Source organism: Paenibacillus pedocola, assembly GCF_031599675.1.
GTDB classification, from domain to species: domain Bacteria; phylum Bacillota; class Bacilli; order Paenibacillales; family Paenibacillaceae; genus Paenibacillus_AQ; species Paenibacillus_AQ pedocola.
On the sequence record NZ_CP134223.1, the window covers coordinates 1,729,712 to 1,751,107 of the forward strand.

A 21,396-nucleotide genomic window follows, 5' to 3' on the forward strand; every position below is an offset into this window, starting at 1 on the left:
TAGAGATGACCAATTAGAGTATTCTAAATATTTGATGCTAAAGGGGCAGGGTTGAGTATGAAGGATCAAAACCAAACTAACGAGAAAAACGATGATCAAATTGACGCTGGCGAACTGCTCAACGCCTTAATGGCCATGAAGAAAGGCAATTTCTCCTACAGAATGCCTTATGACCGCACGGGTGTAGCCGGCAAGGTAGCAGATACATTTAATGAGATCATGGATATTCAGGAAGGCCTGGTCTATGAAGTCCAGACGGTAGCCAAGGTTGTCGGGAAAGAGGGCAATCTTTCGAAAAGATTTGTGCAGAAAAATTTGGGCGGATCATGGGAGACTATCACAGATTCATTGAATGGTCTGGTCATTGACCTGATTCAACCTACTAGCGAAATGGTGCGGGTAATTAACGCCGTGGCCAAAGGGGACCTGTCCCAGAAGGTGGAGCTGGAAATTGAAGGCAGACCGCTCACCGGAGAATTCCAGAGAACGGCAAGCAACATTAACATGATGGTGAATCAGCTGAGCACCTTTGCTTCCGAGGTTACCCGGGTGGCGCGCGAGGTTGGTACGGAAGGGATTCTGGGCGGTCAGGCAGACGTCAAAGGGGTTTCGGGCACCTGGAAAGACCTTACAGATAGCGTGAATTATATGGCTACCAACCTCACGGACCAAGTGCGTAACATCGCGGCGGTAACAACGGCCGTAGCAAACGGGGATCTGTCGAAGCAAATCACGGTAAATGCCCGGGGAGAAATCCTTGAGCTCAAAAATACGATCAACACCATGGTGGAACAGCTCTCCATGTTCTCGTCCGAGGTTACGCGCGTGGCGCGTGAGGTCGGCACGGAAGGTAAGCTTGGCGGTCAGGCGGATGTTAAAGACGTATCCGGTACTTGGCGGGATTTAACCGAAAGTGTAAACTACATGGCCTCCAACCTGACCAACCAGGTGCGTAACATTGCGGTTGTTACCACTGCGGTCGCAAACGGCGATCTTTCGAAGAAGATTACTGCTGATGTGCAAGGTGAAATTCTGGAACTTAAGAACACAATTAACACGATGGTGGATCAATTGTCTACCTTTGCTTCTGAGGTTACCCGTATGGCGCGCGAGGTCGGTACGGAGGGGATACTCGGCGGACAGGCGGATGTAAAAGGCGTCTCCGGCACATGGCGTGATTTGACCGAGAGCGTAAACTACATGGCGTCTAACTTAACCAACCAGGTGCGTAACATTGCGGAAGTAACAACAGCTGTGGCTAAGGGTGATCTGTCGAAGACGATTACTGTGGATGCAAAAGGCGAGATTCTCCAGCTGAAAAGCACGATCAATATCATGGTGGATCAGCTCAGCAACTTCGCCTCAGAGGTTACGCGTGTGGCGCGGGAGGTTTCTACGGAAGGGATTCTGGGCGGTCAAGCAGACGTTAAAGGCGTATCGGGTACATGGAAGGATTTGACCGATAGCGTTAACTTTATGGCCGGTACACTGACCGATCAGGTGCGTAATATCGCCGAGGTGACCACTGCGGTTGCGAAAGGCGACCTGTCTAAGCAGATCACGGTGAATGCGAAAGGTGAAATTCTTGAGCTTAAGAATACCATTAACACGATGGTGGATCAGCTCTCTACCTTCGCTTCCGAAGTAACGCGTGTGGCGCGGGAGGTAGGTACGGAGGGGATGCTGGGCGGACAAGCCCAAGTTAAAGGCGTTGCGGGTACCTGGCGCGATTTGACCGAGAGTGTAAACTACATGGCGTCTAACTTAACCAACCAAGTGCGCAACATCGCCGTCGTAACGACGGCCGTAGCGAACGGCGATCTGTCCAAGAAAATCACGGCGGATGTACAAGGGGAAATCCTCGAGCTCAAAAATACGATCAACACGATGGTGGACCAGCTCTCCATGTTCTCCTCTGAGGTTACGCGGGTGGCGCGCGAGGTCGGTACGGAAGGGAAACTGGGCGGACAGGCTCAGGTTAAAGGGGTCGGCGGAACCTGGAAAGACTTGACCGAAGGCGTTAATAACATGGCCCGGAATCTTACGGATCAGGTGCGGAATATCGCGGACGTTACAACGGCGGTAGCAAAGGGAGACCTGTCCAAGAAAATCACAGTTGACGTAAAAGGCGAAATCCTTGAACTGAAGAATACGATCAATACAATGGTGGATCAGCTCTCGACCTTCGCCTCCGAGGTTACGCGCGTAGCGCGCGAGGTAGGGACCGATGGTAAACTCGGCGCGCAAGCGGAAGTGAAGGATGTCTCCGGTACGTGGAAGGATTTGACCGATACGGTTAACTACATGGCCAGCAACCTGACCATTCAAATGCGTAACATTGCTGGTGTTACAACGGCAGTAGCGAACGGGGACCTGTCCAAGAAAATTACGGTTGACGTGAAAGGCGAATTATTGGAACTGAAGAACACGATCAATACGATGGTGGATCAGCTGAATTCGTTCGCCTCAGAGGTTACGCGTGTGGCCCGGGAGGTCGGTACAGACGGTAAGCTGGGCGGCCAAGCCCAGGTCCGCGGCGTCGGAGGGATCTGGAAAGACCTTACTGACAACGTTAATATTATGGCGACCAACCTTACAGATCAGGTGCGCGGTATCGCCAAGGTCGTGACGGCAGTTGCGAACGGTAACCTGAAGCAAAAACTGACTGTAGAAGCCAAGGGCGAAATCGCCGAGCTGACGGATACAATCAATAATATGATCGAGACGCTGGCAACCTTCGCAGATCAGGTAACTACCGTGGCACGTGAGGTAGGTGCTGAAGGAAAGCTTGGCGGGCAAGCGAACGTTCCGGGCGCGGCCGGTACTTGGCGTGATCTCACCGACAACGTTAACTACATGGCGAGTACGCTGACCACCCAGGTACGCGCCATCACTAACGTTGCAACTGCGGTAACGAATGGCGATCTGTCACGTGCTATCGACGTATCTGCATCCGGAGAAGTCGCGACGCTCAAAGACAACATCAACGAAATGATCCGGAATCTGAAGGAAACGACCCGTATCAATACGGAGCAGGACTGGCTCAAAACCAATCTCGCCAAGTTCTCACGGCTTCTGCAAGGACAAAGGGATTTGTATGCGGTCAGCCGCATGATCCTGTCCGAGCTGGCTCCGCTCGTGTCCATGCAGCACGGTGTCTTCTATATCAATGAACCGTCCGGCGGTGAACCGGTACTGAAGCTGTTTGCCAGCTATGCATACCAAAGCCGCAAACACCTGGCGAACGAATTCCGGGCCGGGCAAGGCCTGGTCGGCCAGTGCCTGATCGAGAAACAGCGGATCCTGCTTACCAACGTACCGGGTGACTATGTGGTGATCTCGTCCGCTTTGGGCGAAGCTACACCTCTCAACATCATTTTACTGCCGATTATTTTCGAGGATCAGGTGCTCGCGATTCTGGAACTTGCAACCTTCCGCCCTTACAGCGATATCGATATTGCATTCCTGGATCAGCTTACGGAGTCGATCGGAATTGTGATTAACACGATGCAGGCGAACCAGCGTACAGAGGAGCTGCTGATCCAGTCGCAGTCCCTTACCGAAGAGCTCCAAAAGCAGCAGATGGAGCTGCGGAATACAAATGACGAACTCGAGGATAAGGCGAAGCTGCTCGTCCTGCAGAAAGCGGAAGTGGAGAGCAAGAACCATGAGGTCGAGGTGGCCAAACGATATCTGGAGGAGAAAGCGGAACAGCTTGCCCTCACATCCAAGTACAAATCCGAGTTTTTGGCCAACATGTCGCACGAACTTCGTACCCCGCTGAATTCTTTGCTGCTCCTGGCAGAACAGCTGGCCGAGAACCCGGATGACAATCTTCATGAGATTCAGGTGAAGTTTGCAAAGACGATTCAGGACTCCGGACTCGAATTGCTAAACCTGATCAATGATATTCTGGATCTGTCCAAAATCGAATCGGGCACGATTACGCCGGATTATAGTGAAGTATCCTTGGCGGAGCTGACCGACGGGCTGGACCGTACCTTCCGCCATATGGTGGATGCTAAGAAGCTCGAGTACCGGATCAAGGTAGATCCCGGCTTACCGGCCAGAATAATATCGGACTTCAAACGGCTTCAGCAAATTCTAAAAAACCTGCTTTCAAACGCCTTTAAGTTCACGGAACAAGGACAGATCATGCTCCAGATCCGGAAGGCGACTGAGGGTTGGCATCCGGAGAATGAATCGCTGAACCGGGCCAAAACGGTTATTTGCTTCTCCGTAAGCGATACAGGGATCGGCATCCCGCATGAAAAACAGCAGATCATTTTCGAGGCCTTCCAGCAGGCGGACGGCAGCACCAACCGGGAATATGGCGGAACAGGCTTAGGTTTAGCCATATCCCGTGAGATTGCCGAAATGCTGGGCGGAGAAATTGTCCTGTACAGTGAAGTGAACAAGGGAAGCGTATTTAATCTGTATCTTCCGACTGAAGCGGAATTCACGGAGCCGGAAATCAAAAAAGCGCATGTTCCGGAAGTGATTGATATCACTCCGCCTAAACGCAGAAGCAGCCTGGTTAAACCGGCGGAGGAAGCTTTGCTCGACGACCGGGATAACCTTGAGCCGGGAGACCGCGTATTCCTGATTGTGGAGGATGACCAGAAGTTCAATGAGATCATTCTCGATCTTCTTCACAAAAGAGGAATCAAAGCTGTCATTTCGTCCAGCGGCTATGATGCACTGGAGCTCGTTCATAAGTATAAGCCAATTGCTATAACGCTGGATCTGCATCTTGGCGGGGATACCAACGGCTGGATGGTACTGGAGCAGCTGAAGAGCGATATCTATGTGCGGCATATTCCGATTTGTGTTATGACCGTGGATGAGGAAGAGGTGCTCCTGCTGCAGAAGGGGGTTCACGATTACTTCCGGAAACCGGTGACAAACGAAGAGCTTGAGAATGCACTCGACCGTTTAAATCAATTCACCGACAAGAAGGGCCGCAGCCTGCTGATTGCTGTTCATGATGAGCAAGAGCGCAAGCAAATCGTCGACCAGCTGAGCAATCAGGATATCAAGCTCACGGTGGTCGACACGGGACGTAAGGCTTTGAACCAGATCAATAATAAAGATTTCGACTGTGTGGTTCTGGACAATAACTTGCCCGATATGAATCTCATCCGGTTTGTCCGGGATATGCACAAGAACGCTAAAAACAAAAAAGTTCCCGTCGTAGCACGCCTGAGCAAAAAGCTGACAACCGCTGAGGAGAACGAGTGGGATGATTTGGTCAAGATGGCGGTCATCAAAGAGGTGAAGACGAATACTCAATTGATTGACGAGACGACTCTCTTCCTGCACCTTAAAGCGGAGGACCTGCCATCCGACTTAAGGGATAAGCTGGTTAAACTATATAGTTCGGATGAAATGATCGAATCTAAAAAAGTACTGGTAGTGGATGATGATATCCGCAACATCTTTGCGCTTACCTCGATTTTGGAGCGTCATCATATGAAGGTCATTCCTGCCGAGAACGGTCAGGATGCCATTGATCTCCTGGAACAGACACCGGATATCGAAATCGTGCTAATGGATATCATGATGCCGGGAATGGACGGGTACGAAACGACGAGGGCGATCCGGCAGAAGGCAGAATTCAAGAACCTTCCTATTCTTGCACTTACGGCCAAAGCCATGAAGGGAGACCGGGAGCTGTGCCTCGAAGCTGGCTGCTCGGATTACATTACCAAACCGGTCAATAGTACGCAGCTGTTATCCATGATGCGGACTTGGCTGGACAAATAACCTAACCTATGAGCTTCACCAGCAAGCAGCACTTCTGTCATTTTTGGAGAAGTGCTGCTTTGTAATTTTATAGAGCGAATGTTTAAAATTTGAAGTAAAATAGAATGAGGTGATTATTATGGAATTGTGGTTTTGTTGAAGGAGGAAAATATACACATTTATTGAATATAAACAACAAAGAGGGAGGATAGAAATGGCATATAGTGAAAAGGAATTGCGTACGTCATTAATCCTGGCTGTTTCAACCATTTTGGACCGGCATTATCACTCTGTTACTCTAAAAAACATCCAATCCGCCTGGTTTGTAGAAACGTATAAGGACCTGTTAAACTCAACATTCAGTACGGCATTCATTCATATGATCGATGCAATGTTCCTGGATGCTTTGGATTACGGCCGGTACCTGGATACACAGGAAAAAGAGGGGGTTCAGCAAGGGAATTATACAGCAGAAATATTCAGTGATCATTTTGAAATCCTGCTTGAAATGAGTAAGGATTTAAACTTAACCGCACAGAATATAATGTTTACGATCATTGATGAGGTTGTGGATGATTCCGCGAACCGGCTGTTTTTCTACAATCGCTTAATGGAAAGTAACTGGACCCGCTTTGGTGGTTTTACCCTGGGATATCTGTCAAATAAAAAACAACTGATTGACAGTTTACATGAACAAAAAATTGCTGTAATGGGGCAAATGGCAGCCGGCATGGCACATGAAATCCGTAATCCGCTGGCTTCAATTAAAGGATTTGCCCAGCTTGTTAATAACAGGCTGGCTGAACCTGAGATCAAGGCCAAAGAATTGCGTACATACATGGACATAACGATTAAAGAGATTGATACACTGAACGGATTAGTAACGGACTTTCTGCTACTGTCCCGAAAAGGGGATAGTAAGAAGGATAGTGGTGTAGTATTTAATGTTATAGAGGTTATACATAGAGTGAATAACATTGTGAATCAGCTCATTCTTAGTGACGATATTGTTCTTTCAGTGGATTATACCGCAGAAACGGTACTAACGTTTGGAAGTGCTTCTCAACTGGAGCAGGTGTTCCTGAATATTTTGAAAAATAGTATTGATTCCTTCACAGCATGCAAAGGGAGAATACAGATTACGATCACGACCGCGGCTGAGACAAACAAAATTATCCTGCTCTTTAAAGATAACGGGGAAGGAATTCTGCCCGAGAAACTAAAGCGGATATTCGATCCTTTCTTTACTACTAAGCCCAAAGGGACAGGGATCGGCTTATCGATCTGTAAACAGTTAATCGAAATGTATGGAGGGCAAATTAAGGTGGATTCAGAGTTGCAGGTGGGAACCACTGTGAGCGTTACTTTGCCTTGGGTATGCGATAAATAAAATGCTGTTAGGAATGACAAACAGGGATGTCCTCAGCCGCTAGCGGGCTGGAGACATCCCTGTTCACATTTACTTGCAATTATGCATTCGGTTTATGGCAGGCTGAGGATGTTGCTGATAATGACAGCGGCTTGGGCACGGTTTGCAATACCCTTTGGCACAAACGTGCTGTCTGTCATGCCCTTCACAATTCCTTCCTGCGTAAGCAGGGCTACCGCGTTTTTACCGTAGGAAGCAATACTCGATTTGTCCTTGAAGTTCGCCAGTATCGCATCCGTATCGGTAACCGATTTTCCTTTGAACTTCGTCAGGGCATTCGCCGCGATGATCGCCATCTCTTCCCGGGTGATAGAGCGGCCGGGTTCGAACCTGCCGCCGCCTACACCGCTCACCAGACCATTCTGGACACCGGCAGCAATATAGCTGTAGGCCCAGTCAGCGGTTGACACATCACTGAAGTTAGCCGCTGCATTCTCTAGCGGCAGGTTAAAGGCACGGACGATCATGGTGATGAATTCGGCACGGGTCACTTCTTTAAGCGGAGCGAACGAGTTGCCGCCCACACCCTGAAGGATGCCTTTAGCGGTTAATTCTTTGATAGCCGATGCGGCCCATGCTACATTGCCAAGATCGGTGAAGCTTACCGCCGGAGCTGGTGTAGCTGACGGCTGTGGTGAAGCCGGAGCCGGTGTTGCCGTTGGTGCCGGTGTTGCGGTTGGAACAGGTACACTTGTACCTGGAGTAGCCGCCGGTTCCGGCTCAAGCACACCGTTATCCATGCCGTCTGCTTCTGTAGCTGCCGGAGCGGAGGCATAGATTGCATTTGCCAGTAACCGGAACTGGTTCTGCGGGTGGTATTTATTGAGCAAATCGTTAGCGAACAAGGTCACATGGATGTTATCCGTCTGATAATTCAGGGCCAGTACCTGACCTTTAGCAGCATCGCTATTCGGCCACCAGCCGGCTTTGAAGAAATCTTCGCCCGTTCCGTATTCCGCCAGTACTTCAGCGCCTTGCGGAACAGCCGTGATATAAGCAGCAGAAACAGTATACAGGTATTCATTGTCTGCATAAGGAGCCGTTATGACGCTGTCCTGTGAGACATTCGCCTGGAACAAGCCTTCATGTGCTGCAGCTCTATTCGCCTGATTCACCGGATTGGCATAGTCGAGGCCCGGTAAGATATTCAGGGATTTGATGCTGCTCAGCATCGTGCGTCCATATCCGATGAACGGTTTACCGCTGGCAATCAGGCTCGTGCCTGCATTGACCAGCACGTCTGCCGCAGCCGTATCGGTAGTCACTTTAAATCCAAGATCGGCTAAGATGAAGGATGGTGCTCCGGCAATGCCTACATTCGCCGGCTTGAGCAGCTTGCCGGTCTTGTCTCCCGTAGTGCTGAAAGGCACGAGGTCTAGCAAGTATTTGGAAGCTACTGTTCTCAGATTGGATCTGGAGACCAGGAAGCTGCCTTTTTCATATCCGGCTCCATCATTGGAGAGCAGGGTTACCGCTTTGTGGTTCGCAAGCAATTCGTTAACCGCTTTGATTGCATCGTTGTTGCTGTTGCGGATGACGTAATTTTGCGCAAAAGGATACTGATCAAGGCTAGTTGTCGGAATGACGACGCTGCTAACCTGCTGGGTCTTGCCAGTGAAGGCACCGGTGCTCCGGCTGATGTAGCGGTCGAATCCGCGCATATCCGCAAAATTCTGTACGGTGTCGGAATACATCGCATCAAAGTCAGAGACATCCAGGCCGTCGTACAGAACCAGGTTGGCATAACCACGTTTGGCCTGATGCATGTTCACCACATAGGTGCCGGTTGGATATGTGACTCCATCCACGCTTACCGGTGTGGTTGTCTGCTCTACCTTCACTCCGTTACGAAGCAGGTACTGCACCATTTTGTACGTTTCCAGCTCGTTCTTTTGCAGAGCTTTGGCTACCGGAAGCACATAATACTCAGGGAAGAAGTTCGTGTCCGAAGTCTCACGCTCACGGCCGATGGATTCATATTTGGCATTTACCAGATACGGATCAACCTCTTTGTGGTCTTCATTATTGATGCCGCGTTTGAAAATTTCCAGCTGATTCAGGAACAGCTCTTCTTTATTGTTCTGCACATAGCTGGTGGCAGCCAGTGTTGCATAGTAGAAGGCATCGAGGGAATCTTCATTCAGCTCCGGTACCTCTATGGTATGTCCAAGGGCACCCTGGTGCATCGCATAGACAGCGGTGTAGGCCGGGGAAGCATCATCCCATCCGGTGGCATTTCCGTAAGGATTAGCATAAGCCGGGTCATTCTTTAATTTCTCGGCTTCCAGATAAGGAATGTGGTATGCATCATATTTGGTATTGGCGATCCCGGCATTCCCCATGGCTGTAGCCTGTTCAAGCATATTGTCCATAACCAGATCGTATTCGATGTTCGGATCATGCGGCGGTGTACAAGGCTCGATCAGGAATCCGCTCACGAAACCGTGCATATCCAGGAAGCTCAGCGGTGTCCACTTGGCAATTTGTGCTGTGACAGCCTGTGTCTCCGGTTGTGTCTGGTAGGAGTTGTCGCGGTTCGGGTCCAGCAGCGTTGAAGTCGCACGTGTGTTCAGCGCACGTCCATCCGGATTCTCCACATAATCCAGCAGGAAAATCACATTGTCCAGCGCCTTGTCGATGTCCAGTGCTACCGGAACCACGTTACCGTTCGCATCGGTCGTATCATAGTTGACGATTTTCTGGGTCATCAGTGTATCCAAAAACTTAATAATAACATCTACGCCATTGGCTTCATCTGCATGGATATTGTTCAGCCAAATCGGAACTTTATAATCCTGCAACTGGCCGTTTTTGATCATCTCCTGCAATGCAGCAGGGTCGTTGTTCATCAGCGGCAGTGTTTCATTCAGATATTGGTCTACGGATGCCTTGTCCTTAGCGACGATGGAGAAGTGGATCGCCCGTCCCTGCGTGGACGTACCGATCTGCTGATATTCTACATAACGGCCGTATTTATTGTTGCTGTCAGCCGTAATTCTATCAATTGCCGGTTTGATTTCATCATATGTATGATAGGTATCATACGGGTTCAGCTTCACTTGCTGCTGTGCCAGCACCTCGCCGGCAGGAGTGGTTGCTGTCAGGTTGTATACCCCGGCAAGCTTGACATATTCGGCCCGGATGCCGCTTAGGGACAGATTGGAGCCGAAAGGCATATCGAAGTATACCAGAGCGGTCACCGTTGCAGGTGAGACAGGCTCATAGGTTACTTTTACGAATGGGTCTCCCGTATATGCTCTAACATTAGAAGCATTATTCCATTTTTTCCACTCTGCCAGCGGCTTCATCTCTTCCGACGTTCTGCCGAAATTCCAGGTAAGCTGGTCTGCTGTGACACCTTCGGGAAGGGTCAGCGTAACCGGAAGAGTTCTGGCTTTAGTCATCGAGGCCTGGTAGACTTCTGCCGATACGGTAGGTGCAGGGGTTTGATAGACTTCTGAGGCAACCGTAGCGGAAACGCCGGAGCCGGTTGATGCCGGTGCAGTCAGAACCTGAGTCTGAACTTCAGTGACAGCTTCACCCGCATAGGCTGCCGGAAGGATTCCGGATAACGTCAGGGTTAATGCAATGAATAAGGATAATAATTTCTTGGACATCATTTACCTCCCAGTGTTTCTCTCTATTTATAGGTTTGCTGGTACTACGGACAACAGTGTCTGCAAGTTTATGCATCCCTCCAGTCAGATTCGCACGGTAATGTTCCCATGAATATGTCATATTCACATCACGTGTAACGAATTAATATACATTAAATATTTTTATTATACATTTGAATTAATATAATATAGCATTTTATTTAAAAGCGAAAGCTTTTTTCATAGAATAGATTCAAAAAAAATTTCCCGCAAAAGAACGAAACCCTAAATCCAATGACCCAAGTAAAACCAGCCTTCGGCTAACAGGACCGTTACTATAGATTCATTTTCAGAATGCCAAAATAATAAATTCTTCCAATCTGCCGTAATAGTCTATAGAATACTCTCCATAGAAGGATAACTATCTCGAGCCAGAAGGACTCTGTAACCAAGGGATGAAAGAGGAGTTGGTTCCATTATGTCGATCATTGAATACGACAATTTTATTGGAAAACGTTTGGGAAGCCATATTTATGCAGACAATGGAATATTGTTAATTTCGAAGGACACGATTCTTCGAAAGAACCACATCGAAAAGTTAGCAAATTTCAAGATTCAGCTGGGCAGTGTAGAGGCAGCCGTCGAAGGCTATGTAGAGGAAGTAGCGGAACGGCCGGATGTTCCTGTATTGCCTCGTTCTGCAGCCGCCGCGGAATCCCGCGCCAAAGTGAAACGGACTGAAATGCATCTGCAAGAAATAGACAAGCTTGTACGGAACAACGGCACCGTTCCTATGGAGGATGTTGAAGAAAAAATACTTCCCTTTATAAAAGACACAGCGAAGAGATATAACTTATTCCAGGTATTCTCCGAGCTTAAAGACCAGGGGGATTACCGCTACAAGCAAAGCATCGGAGTTGCGGTCATCGCCACATCGCTTGGCAAACGACTCAAGCTGGATGAAGAGGAACTGAGTCTTCTGACCCTCGCGGCCTGTGTTTATGATATTGGCACGGTTAAGCTGCCTTCTTCCTTAATGAATAAACCGGGAAGGTTTGAAAAGCATGAACAAGAAATCATGAAGCAGCATACCATTCTTGGTCACGAACTGCTGGCAGGCTCGGATGTAGATCCGCGTGTTGCCTTAGTCGCCTTACAGCACCATGAAAGGGAAGACGGCAGCGGGTACCCGTATGGAATAAAGGGCGATCAAATCGACCGGCTGAGTAAAATTGTCACCTTGGCAGATATATATATGGCGATGATCTCAGACCGGCCGCACAGACCCGCATTTACTTTTTTCGAAGTCATCAATGAAATTCATAAAGGAATTATACATAACCGTTTTGACTCTACGATTGGCATGACGTTTCTTGATTCGCTGCTTGCGAATCAAGTCGGTTGCGAGGTCAATTTATCGGACGGACGCAAGGGGAAGATTCTGCTTACGAACGTGAATTATCCCACAAAACCTCTGATTGCAGTTGATAATAACGAGTTTATTGATCTTAGTAAAACGAATGACCTCCACATCATGGATGTCATTGGATAAGAAGATCCCGAAGGAAGTGTGCAACTATGAATCTAGAGTCGGTCATGCAGGAGCTGGAAGCGCTCGGCAAGGAACGAACCAAGCAAATATACCTGTCGAATGGCGCACACGAACCGCTGTTTGGTGTGGCTACCGGCGCAATGAAGCCGATCTTCAAGAAAACCAAAATAAATCAGCCTTTGGCTGAGCAGCTATACGCCACGGGAAACTATGACGCTATGTATTTTGCCGGCATCATCGCCGACCCGAATGCGATGACGGAAGCCGATTATGACCGGTGGATGGACGGGGCATATTTTTATATGGTGTCTGATTTTGTGGTGGCGGTAACCTTGGCTGAAGCGGATATTGCGCAGCAGGTGGCCGATAAGTGGATCGCGAGCGGCGAGGAGCTGCGGATGTCAGCGGGCTGGAGCTGTTACTGCTGGCTGCTCGGCAGCCGGAAGGATCACGAATTCTCTGAGCCCAAACTTGCCGGTATGCTGGAGACTGTGGAAAATACGATCCGGGATGCTCCGGAACGCGCCCAATACGCAATGAACAACTTTGTATACACAGTGGCGGTATCTTATCTGCCCCTTCATGATCAGGCGTGTGAGACAGCAAGGAGCATAGGTCCGGTAGAAGTCAATACGGATAAGCCCCGCAGCAAATCTATTAACGCCTACGACAATATTCAAAAGGCCGTTGATAAAGGACGGATTGGTTTTAAACGCAAGCATGTACGATGCTGAATGGAGAAAGCGACTTGTCTAAGAGATGAGTTGCTTTTTTTATGGGGAAGCCAAAGCGGCTTCGTGTCGGCTTGCACGTTCCCGGGGTGAATGTGCCGTTGTTACGGGAAAGTTATAAATTGTTATATGACACACTTCGTTAGATAAGCTATAATGAGGTCTAAAAAAGAAAATGGGGCGTCGATTCATGAATAAGGTTAAAGGTGAACAAAGCCTGCTCTCGGAGAAGAAGGAGCGTTTTTCTTCCAGCGGCTTTATTTTTGCAGCCATCGGCAGCTCGGTGGGTCTGGGAAATATGTGGAAATTCCCTTATATTACAGGGGAAAATGGCGGTGCAGCGTTCTTCCTGCTCTTCATTGTCTGTCTGGTGCTGATTGGCTTGCCGGTGCTGCTCGCTGAGCTTGCCATCGGACGCAGCGGACGCGGAAGCGCAGCGACTTCGTTTATCCGGGCCGGAGGCGGTAAAGGCTGGAAGGCTGCCGGAATTCTGCAAGTATTGGCTCCGTTTTTAATTCTCTCTTTTTATGTGATCGTTGCCGGCTGGACACTCCATTACGCTGTGATTTCCTTCAACGGGCAGCTGTTCAATAACAGTGACTATGCAGGTGAATTCGGTACCTTTATTTCCGGATATATGCCGATTGTCTGGCAGGGTATAGCCATGCTGATTACAGCAGGGGTAGTTATTCTCGGGGTATCCGGCGGGATTGAGAAATTCAACAAGGTACTGATTCCCGGTCTGGTGGTTCTGCTTATTGTGCTTATGATTCGTGCTGTAACCTTGCCGGGTGCCTCCGAAGGGGTATCCTTCTTCCTTAAACCGGACTTCTCGGTACTGACAGCGGAATCGGCTTTGGTCGCTTTGGGACATGCCTTCTTCTCCTTGTCGCTCGGGATGGGGATATTGCTGACCTACGGCTCTTATGTGGATAAAAAACAGTCGCTGGGATCGGCTGCGTTTGCCATCGGCGGCGGAGATTTACTCTATGCGTTAATCGCTGGACTGATTATTTTCCCGACAACGTTCTCGTTTGGCATTGCCCCCGATCAAGGGCCTTCGCTGATCTTTATCGCGCTGCCGGCCGCTTTCTCAGCCATGCCTTTTGGCGGATTCTTCGGCGGTTTGTTCTTCATCCTGCTGGCGATAGCAGCCCTGACTTCAGCAGTATCCCTGCTTGAGGTTCCTGTATCCTTCGCGATGGAGCGCTGGAACTGGAGCCGTCAACGTTCGGTCTGGGTCCTGTCACTGGCCTGTTTCCTGCTTGGTATTCCTTCAGCGCTATCGCTCGGAATGTTCCCTGAGCTTTCGTTCGGAGGCAAAGCCCTGTTTGACTGGATGGATTTCATTACCTCCAATATTATGCTGCCGCTTGGCGGTCTGCTGATTACTGTTTTTGCCGGGTACTTCTGGAAAGGTGCGGCAGAAGCGGCTGGGCTTAAGTCCCGCTGGTTCCGCATCTGGCTGTTCATGCTCCGGTATGTTGCACCGGTGCTGGTGTTTCTGGTGCTGCTCCATACGTCAGGGATTATTTCCTTCTGATCAACATTGAATCCTTAGTAAGCCACCGGGACTTGTCCCGGTGGCTTTTTGGTTTATCAAATGGTTTATGACAAAAATCCGCTATAAAATAGATGCTCCTCTTCAATCTGGATAATGGATTCTTGAGTGTCGTTCTGGATTTGAGCCTGGATCTCCAACCGGTAATTTTTAGGGGAAGAGCCCTTTACCTTTTTGAACATTTTGGAGAAGAGCAGTGGATCATTGTAGCCTACGGATCGGGAAATATCAGCGATCGAAAGTTCCGCATTCCCCATCATTTCACATGCTTTGTTAATTCTATAATGAATGAAGTAGTTCTGTATGCTGACCGACATTCGCTCCTTAAATAATGAGCACAAATAGCTTCGGTTAAGTCCAATATATTGGGCAATGTCCTCAATAGTAATGCTCTGAGGATAATTCATTTCGATAAAGTCTTTTACCTGTTCAACGTAGATTTCTGCCCGGGTCTCTTTAACTTCAGGGGATGCTACCGGGCCGTACTCCACGAGCTGCGATAACAATAAATATAGTAACCCTGTCAGTCTGGTTTCCCGGGCTTTATGGAATACTCTTGATTCGTTCATCAACTGCAAGTAGTGGTAAATCATATCATCTCTATCATACTGAATGATTGGAGATGCTTTGGTTAGCCCGGCTTGCTTGAGGAGCAGTTCCGCCGAGGTTCCGTTAAAGCCAACCCAGCAATAAGTCCAGGGATCTGCTGTATCGGCTTGATAATAAGTAATAATATCCGGGAAAATTAAGAACCCCTGTCCCTTCTTTAAGGAATATCTTTTTCCCTCGACTTCAAAAACCCCTTGTCCGCTTAAGACATAATGGAGCAGATAATGACTTCTCACCGCTGGACCGAAAAAGTGACCCGGGATACATCCCTCAATACCGAATTGAGTAGTATGCAATTCTGCGTGTTGTTTACTGCGTGGTAAATACTCGAGCACAGTAAGCCTCCTGAGTATAATAATCTAGCATTATTATATATTTAGTGAGTACCAAGCCATGTACTAGACAGCTTATTTTATATATCATTTCTATAGAACTGACTGCTATATTATATAAGCTTATCAAGTATTAAGCCATGTCTAAGTAGCCGGAAAAAATAAACTCTTAATAGCATGAAAGAAGGGGATTTTCAATGGGTATAATCGTACAAGAGCAGGAAGGGCTGTTTCATCTGCAGTCGTCCGGCATGAGTTATATTTTTCAGATCGTTAACGGGTATCCAGTACATGTCTATTGGGGAAGCAGGCTGATCCACCGGGAATCTATGAATGAACTGATGGTTCATACTCCGGTAAATGCCGGATTAGACCGGCTGCCGCAAGAATACCCGCAATATGGGAGCGGAGATTTCCGGAATCCGGTATACCAGGTTGAACTTGAGGATGGAACACGCATCACAGAGCTTAAATACATGGGTTACAAGCTAAAAAAAGGGAAACCGTCCTTAACCGGACTGCCGGCTGTTTATACAGAGGATGAGACTGAAGCGGATACATTGGAAGTGGAACTAAAGGATGCTTATTCGGGTCTAATAGTTGTGCTAAGTTACTGTATCTACGCAGACCGTAACGTCATTGTCCGCTCGGCCCGTCTATGCAATAAGGGAGACAAGCTGTTACGGCTTCGCCGTGCCTTGAGTGCCAGTGTCGATTTTCCGGGTAACCGCAATTTTGAGATTACTTATCTTTCAGGTGCATGGGCCCGGGAAGGTAATATCACCCGTAAAGGTCTTCATCAAGGGGAGACCCGAATCGATAGTAAAAGGGGCATGAGCAGCCACCAAATGAATCCATTTGCTGCGCTAGTCACTCCGGAGACGAACGAATACCAGGGGGAGGCTTTTGGTTTTAGCCTTGTCTATAGCGGTGGCTTTGAAGCAGTGGCGGAAGTGGATTCGTTCGGCTCTACCCGGTTTAGCATCGGTATAAATTCCTTTGACTTTGCTTGGCTGTTAAGTCCCGGGGAGAGTTTCCAGACTCCTGAGACTGTAATGGTATACTCCGGACAAGGACTGGGAGAAATGTCACGGACGTATCATCGGTTGTACCGGGCCCGGTTGTGCCGCGGGAGATATCGGGACGAAGAACGTCCGATATTGGTCAATAACTGGGAAGCTACCTATTTTGACTTTAATGCTGAGAAGCTGATTTCAATAGCAGAAGAAGGCGCCAAGCTGGGGATCGAGCTTTTTGTGCTGGATGACGGCTGGTTCGGGAAACGGGATTCTGACAATTCGTCGCTTGGCGATTGGTACGAGGATCGTCGGAAGCTGCCAGGTGGTCTTGCCGATGTGGCGGAACGTATTAACCAGTTGGGCCTTGAATTTGGGCTATGGTTTGAGCCAGAGATGATCTCGCCGGACAGCGAGCTGTACCGGAAACACCCGGACTGGTGCCTTCATGTTCCAGAGCGCAGACGCAGTGAAGCCAGATGGCAACTTGTTTTGGATTACACCCGCCAAGATGTACGTGATTATATTTATGACTCACTTTCCGCTATTTTCTCAAATGTTCCTGTCGCTTATGTGAAATGGGATATGAACCGGTGTCTGACGGAAATTGGCTCGGCTGACCTGCCGCCGGAACGTCAATCCGAGACTGCTCATCGTTATGTTCTAGGACTATACGAGCTGTTAGAGCGTATTACTGCCTCATTTCCGCATATTCTTTTCGAAAGCTGCTCCAGCGGGGGCGGGAGGTTTGATCCCGGGATGTTATACTACATGCCGCAAACCTGGACCAGTGACAATACCGATGCGGTGGAACGGCTAAAAATTCAATATGGTACCAGCCTTGTGTATCCCGTAAGTGCAATTGGAGCGCATGTCTCCGCTGTGCCTAATCATCAGGTTGGGAGAATAACCCCTCTTGATTTCCGGGGGGATGTCGCAATGTCTGGAAACTTTGGTTATGAGCTTGATTTGACGAAGTTCACTGAAGAGGATAAAGTGACGGTCAAGCGCCAAATCGTAACCTATAAGGAGATACGGGGATTGGTACAGAGTGGGGACTTGTACCGTCTAAAGAGCCCGTTCGAAGGCAACGAGTCAGCCTGGATGTTTGTTTCCGACAATAAAGAAGAAGCACTTGTTTACTACTTTCAGGTGATGGCCGTGCCTAACGCGCCACGGAGATTTTTGCGTCTTGCCGGCCTTCATCCGGAATTGGAATATGAGATTCGTCCGGGGCACAGTGATGAACAGTACATCTATGGCGGAGACAGGCTGATGCAGATTGGACTGCCGATTGTTTATGAACAAAAGGATTATGAAAGCGGATGGTTCAGAGTTAGGGCATTAAAGCCAACTATTGCTTGATTTATAGGAATAGCCAATCGCAGAAGAAATCAACCAATCAATACCCCTTTCTGTATGAATAGGGGTATTTGGTATGTAGCGGTTAACATTGGCTTGGGAGGGTTAACCATGTATTTTATCCGCATGATGAATGACATGAGAATGAAGAAAAAACTAGCGTTTACCTTTATTTCAGTGGCCATACTTCCTTTGCTGTTATCCGGACTTTATTTAACCGGAAAACTCAGGGAGATCGTAATTAATAATGCCTTTATGCAAGTATCGGATAATGTAGATCGCGTCCGCAAGCGTACGGAGGAACTGATTAAGGTACCGCTGGACATCTCCTACCGTCTATCCGTTGATAACCGGATGAAGAAGGTAGCCTCGCGGGAGTATGCCAATTACGGTGAAGTTATTCAGGCTTACCGTGAATATACGGATATTCGCGATTATATCCAGTTATACAAGGAGATATCCGGCATCCGGATATATGTCGAAAACCCGACTGCACTGAATAACTGGGAATTTATACAGCCGGGCAAAAGCATTATGGACCAAACATGGTATAGGGAAGCCATCGATCAGAAGGGACTGGCCGGTTGGAATCTCATTAAGGATGAACAGAGTGATACAGAATCTATCAGTCTCATTCGCTCTTTCCCCGTGGATGCCGTAGGTAAAAAGGGAGTACTGGTCATTAATGTGGATCAGCAGCAATTAAGCTCGATTCTGGATCAGGAATCATTTACTACCTTGATTGTGGATAGCCGAAACCGGATTGTCGGTTCTAATGAAGCGGAACTGACCGGGATGAATCTGCCAGATATCAAGGTTGATGAACAGATCCTTTTAAATCAGGAGGGAAGCTATAACACGGTCGTTAAAGGGAAAGACTCCAAAGTGGTTATAGCGGATCTGAATCCGCCGAACAGCTGGAACGGGCTGCGCGTGATTTCTATCATTACCGTTGCCGGGATTACCCGTGAAGCCGATCAGGTTATTCTGCTGGGTGCAGTTGTGATCATGGTCAGCCTGTTGTTTGCTGTCCTGCTTATCTATGCTTCTGCTACACTGTTGTCCCGGAGAATGCTTCGTTTAAGCAAGCATATGGCCAAAGTGGGTTCGGGATCTTGGGAAACGTATATCCATATTGACGGCAAAGATGAAGTGGGCCTGTTGTCCAAGCAATTCAATACGCTTCTAAGAAGCGTACATGATCTGGTCCAGGAAGTTCAGGAAACAAATGCCCAGAAGAATCTTATCGAGCAGAGACAAAGCGAGATCAGGTTCAAAATGCTGGCCAGTCAGATTCATCCGCATTTTCTCTTCAACTCCCTGGAATCCATACGGATGGAAGCCCATATCCGCAGGCAGGACGATATCGCGGAGGCTGTGTGGCTGCTGAGCACTCTGCTGCGGAGCAGCCTGGAGGCTGGGAGCGGCAATATTCCCCTTCGGGAAGAAATCGAGCGCGTACGCTGTTATCTCGATATGCAGAAGTTCCGGTATGAAGACCGGTTGGAATATCACCTAACGGTTGATCCGGACCTGCAGGAGCTGCCGGTTCCTCCGTTAATTATTCAGCCCCTGGTAGAGAATTCTATTCTACATGGCTTAGATAACCGTGAAGAAGGAGCTGTCATTACTGTTGAAGTGAAGAAAATACCGGAGGGAGCTTTAATTAAAGTATTTGATAACGGTGCTGGCTTCCCACCAGAACGGCTGGCCGGGATTCGGGCGGAGCTTGCAGAAGACGTTCATGAAGAGGAGAGTGAGCGGATTGGTATGCGAAATGTAAACGACCGGCTCGTTCTGATGTATGGGGAATCCAGTGCTTTACGTATCGAAAGTCAACCGGAAACCGGCACCACGATTACATTCTTTATTCCTGGAGGCGTAGATAATGATTAAGGTTGTTATTGTGGACGATGAACCGAAGCTGAGACAGGGACTCCAGACACTGATTGCATGGGGAAGCCTTGGTTTCACTATCGCCGCCACCGCAGGCAATGGCAGAGATGCATTGAAGATCATCGAGGATGAAGAGCCCGAGCTATTAATCGCAGACATTCGGATGCCCGTTATGGACGGCCTTCAACTTATTCAGCACTTGCGTTCGGCGGGTCATCAGCTGCAGTGCATCATTCTTAGCGGATATGCCGACTTCGAATATGCCAAACAAGCGATCAAGTACGGTGTAGCGGGATATCTCGTTAAACCAGTCAATATCGCAGAAATGACAGCTACGCTCAAGCTCGTACGCGGGCAGATCGAGGAAGAGCGTTTGCGGAGGGAATGGAATAGGACGCAGGTGAATAACCCGGAGCTGTGTCTGCAAAAGCTGCTCAACCCTCCGGAGAAGAATGAAGATCCGGCTGCGCTGCGAAGCATGATCAGACAAACGGGTTTATTGTGGAGCCACTACGAGATCGTAGTCATATCTCCCCGTGTATATGAAGCCGACCGTTCGGAATCCTTAAGCCGGCTGTCTGCAGGACTGAAGCAAGGGATAGAGGAGCGGAATAGCGGGATCGTAACTGAAAGTTCCCCGTATATTATTCTCCTGCTCAACGCGCCTTTACACGGAAGACAGCGGCGAGATCAGCTATACGATGAGATCCGGTGCATCGCTGGCGATACCCTGTTTATTGCTGCGACCGGAGGGACTGTTACTGAACCCGAGCATATTTACAACGCTTATGTGAATGCAAGGCAAGCGGTTAAACAAGCCTTTTTTAGCTTTCATGACCGGCTCCTGGAGCCAGGCCTTATTCTGTTGTCTTCTCCCGAGTTTCCCTGTCTGAGCGGTGATGCTGATGAAAAGGTGCTGGATGAATTAATATTCCGCTTGTATTACAGCTTGGATGCAGGTAATAAATCCATGGTGATGCCGCTTCTCAAGGAGGCTGCTGCTTTATTTTACAAACAGGAACAAGAGGAGAAGTCGGTCAAGCAATCCTTCTTCTTCCTGACAAACGCGATTATTCATAGGCTCGCTGCCTCCTCCCGGATAGAACCCAAAGAAATGGAGTCCGTTTCTCGCTTCTTAAACGGGATTTATCAGTATGATTATCTACTAGATCTTCTGGAAGAGACCCATCATTTCCTGTTGGAGTTTACGGAGGATTCCGGGCCGAAAGGCAAGGAACAGGAGATTAAGCAAATGATCGATTTTATTCATAGACATTATGCAGAAGACTTAAGGTTATCAACACTGGCGGGCCTGCTGAACTACAGCACACCGTATCTGGGGCAATTGTTCAGGAGCAAGACCGGAGAGTACTTTAATACCTACCTGGACAAAGTCCGGATCCAAAAAGCCAAAGAGCTGCTGGCCCAGGGAATGAAAGTCTATGAAGTGGCTGAGCTGATCGGATACGCGAGCGTGAATTACTTCTTCAGCAAGTTCAAAAAATACGAGGGCCGTTCTCCGTCCGAATATAAAAATCCATAGTTTGTGTATGATTTTTCCCGAAAT

At 48.6% G+C, this 21,396-nt stretch carries 10 protein-coding genes; 8 read left to right on the plus strand and 2 right to left on the minus strand.

Annotation, left to right across the window (positions count from 1 at the left end; genetic code table 11):
• The first annotated feature begins 57 nt into the window (after positions 1–57).
• Entirely contained in the window at positions 58–5,766 is a 5,709-nt protein-coding gene (locus QU597_RS07525) for a HAMP domain-containing protein (protein WP_310832073.1), read from the plus strand.
• A gap of 193 nt (positions 5,767–5,959) precedes the next feature.
• A complete protein-coding gene (locus tag QU597_RS07530) occupies positions 5,960–7,135 on the plus strand; it encodes a sensor histidine kinase (protein WP_310832074.1) in 1,176 nt (391 codons plus the stop codon).
• A gap of 92 nt (positions 7,136–7,227) precedes the next feature.
• On the opposite strand, the gene QU597_RS07535 is transcribed toward QU597_RS07530, so the two are convergent.
• Complete coding sequence (locus QU597_RS07535) at positions 7,228–10,794, minus strand: M14 family metallopeptidase (RefSeq protein ID WP_310832075.1); 3,567 nt, start codon at positions 10,792–10,794, stop codon at positions 7,228–7,230.
• Between the two features lie 454 nt (positions 10,795–11,248).
• On the opposite strand from QU597_RS07535, the gene QU597_RS07540 reads away from it, so the two are divergent.
• From QU597_RS07540 to QU597_RS07550, 3 genes are all read left to right on the plus strand, one after another.
• On the plus strand, positions 11,249–12,322 hold the full coding sequence (locus tag QU597_RS07540) for an HD-GYP domain-containing protein (RefSeq protein WP_310832076.1): 1,074 nt from the start codon (positions 11,249–11,251) through the stop codon (positions 12,320–12,322).
• A 26-nt stretch (positions 12,323–12,348) separates the two neighbouring features.
• Complete coding sequence (locus QU597_RS07545) at positions 12,349–13,056, plus strand: DNA alkylation repair protein (RefSeq protein ID WP_310832078.1); 708 nt, start codon at positions 12,349–12,351, stop codon at positions 13,054–13,056.
• A gap of 187 nt (positions 13,057–13,243) precedes the next feature.
• On the plus strand, positions 13,244–14,596 hold the full coding sequence (locus QU597_RS07550; protein WP_310832079.1) for a sodium-dependent transporter: 1,353 nt from the start codon (positions 13,244–13,246) through the stop codon (positions 14,594–14,596).
• 65 nt (positions 14,597–14,661) lie between these two features.
• On the opposite strand, the gene QU597_RS07555 is transcribed toward QU597_RS07550, so the two are convergent.
• Positions 14,662–15,558, minus strand: a complete 897-nt coding sequence (locus tag QU597_RS07555; protein ID WP_310832080.1) for an AraC family transcriptional regulator — start codon at positions 15,556–15,558, stop codon at positions 14,662–14,664.
• Between the two features lie 194 nt (positions 15,559–15,752).
• On the opposite strand from QU597_RS07555, the gene QU597_RS07560 reads away from it, so the two are divergent.
• The 3 genes from QU597_RS07560 (at position 15,753) to QU597_RS07570 (ending at position 21,372) form a co-directional block, all read left to right on the plus strand.
• Positions 15,753–17,936: an alpha-galactosidase gene (locus QU597_RS07560; protein WP_310832081.1), complete on the plus strand. Its 2,184-nt coding sequence runs from the start codon at positions 15,753–15,755 to the stop codon at positions 17,934–17,936.
• Positions 17,937–18,044: 108 nt separating this feature from the next.
• A complete protein-coding gene (locus QU597_RS07565; RefSeq protein WP_310832082.1) occupies positions 18,045–19,829 on the plus strand; it encodes a sensor histidine kinase in 1,785 nt (594 codons plus the stop codon).
• Positions 19,822–21,372: a response regulator transcription factor gene (locus tag QU597_RS07570; RefSeq protein ID WP_310832083.1), complete on the plus strand. Its 1,551-nt coding sequence runs from the start codon at positions 19,822–19,824 to the stop codon at positions 21,370–21,372. Before QU597_RS07565 ends, QU597_RS07570 begins: the two co-directional genes overlap by 8 nt.
• The last annotated feature ends 24 nt before the right edge of the window (positions 21,373–21,396 follow it).

Coding starts and splice junctions, on each gene's coding strand:
- QU597_RS07530 (WP_310832074.1), top strand. CDS start 5,960: ATGGCATATAGTGAAAAGGAATTGCGTACGTCATTAATCCTGGCTGTT.
- QU597_RS07540 (WP_310832076.1), top strand. CDS start 11,249: ATGTCGATCATTGAATACGACAATTTTATTGGAAAACGTTTGGGAAGC.
- QU597_RS07550 (WP_310832079.1), top strand. CDS start 13,244: ATGAATAAGGTTAAAGGTGAACAAAGCCTGCTCTCGGAGAAGAAGGAG.
- QU597_RS07545 (WP_310832078.1), top strand. CDS start 12,349: ATGAATCTAGAGTCGGTCATGCAGGAGCTGGAAGCGCTCGGCAAGGAA.
- QU597_RS07560 (WP_310832081.1), top strand. CDS start 15,753: ATGGGTATAATCGTACAAGAGCAGGAAGGGCTGTTTCATCTGCAGTCG.
- QU597_RS07535 (WP_310832075.1), bottom strand. CDS start 10,794: ATGATGTCCAAGAAATTATTATCCTTATTCATTGCATTAACCCTGACG.
- QU597_RS07525 (WP_310832073.1), top strand. CDS start 58: ATGAAGGATCAAAACCAAACTAACGAGAAAAACGATGATCAAATTGAC.
- QU597_RS07565 (WP_310832082.1), top strand. CDS start 18,045: ATGTATTTTATCCGCATGATGAATGACATGAGAATGAAGAAAAAACTA.
- QU597_RS07570 (WP_310832083.1), top strand. CDS start 19,822: ATGATTAAGGTTGTTATTGTGGACGATGAACCGAAGCTGAGACAGGGA.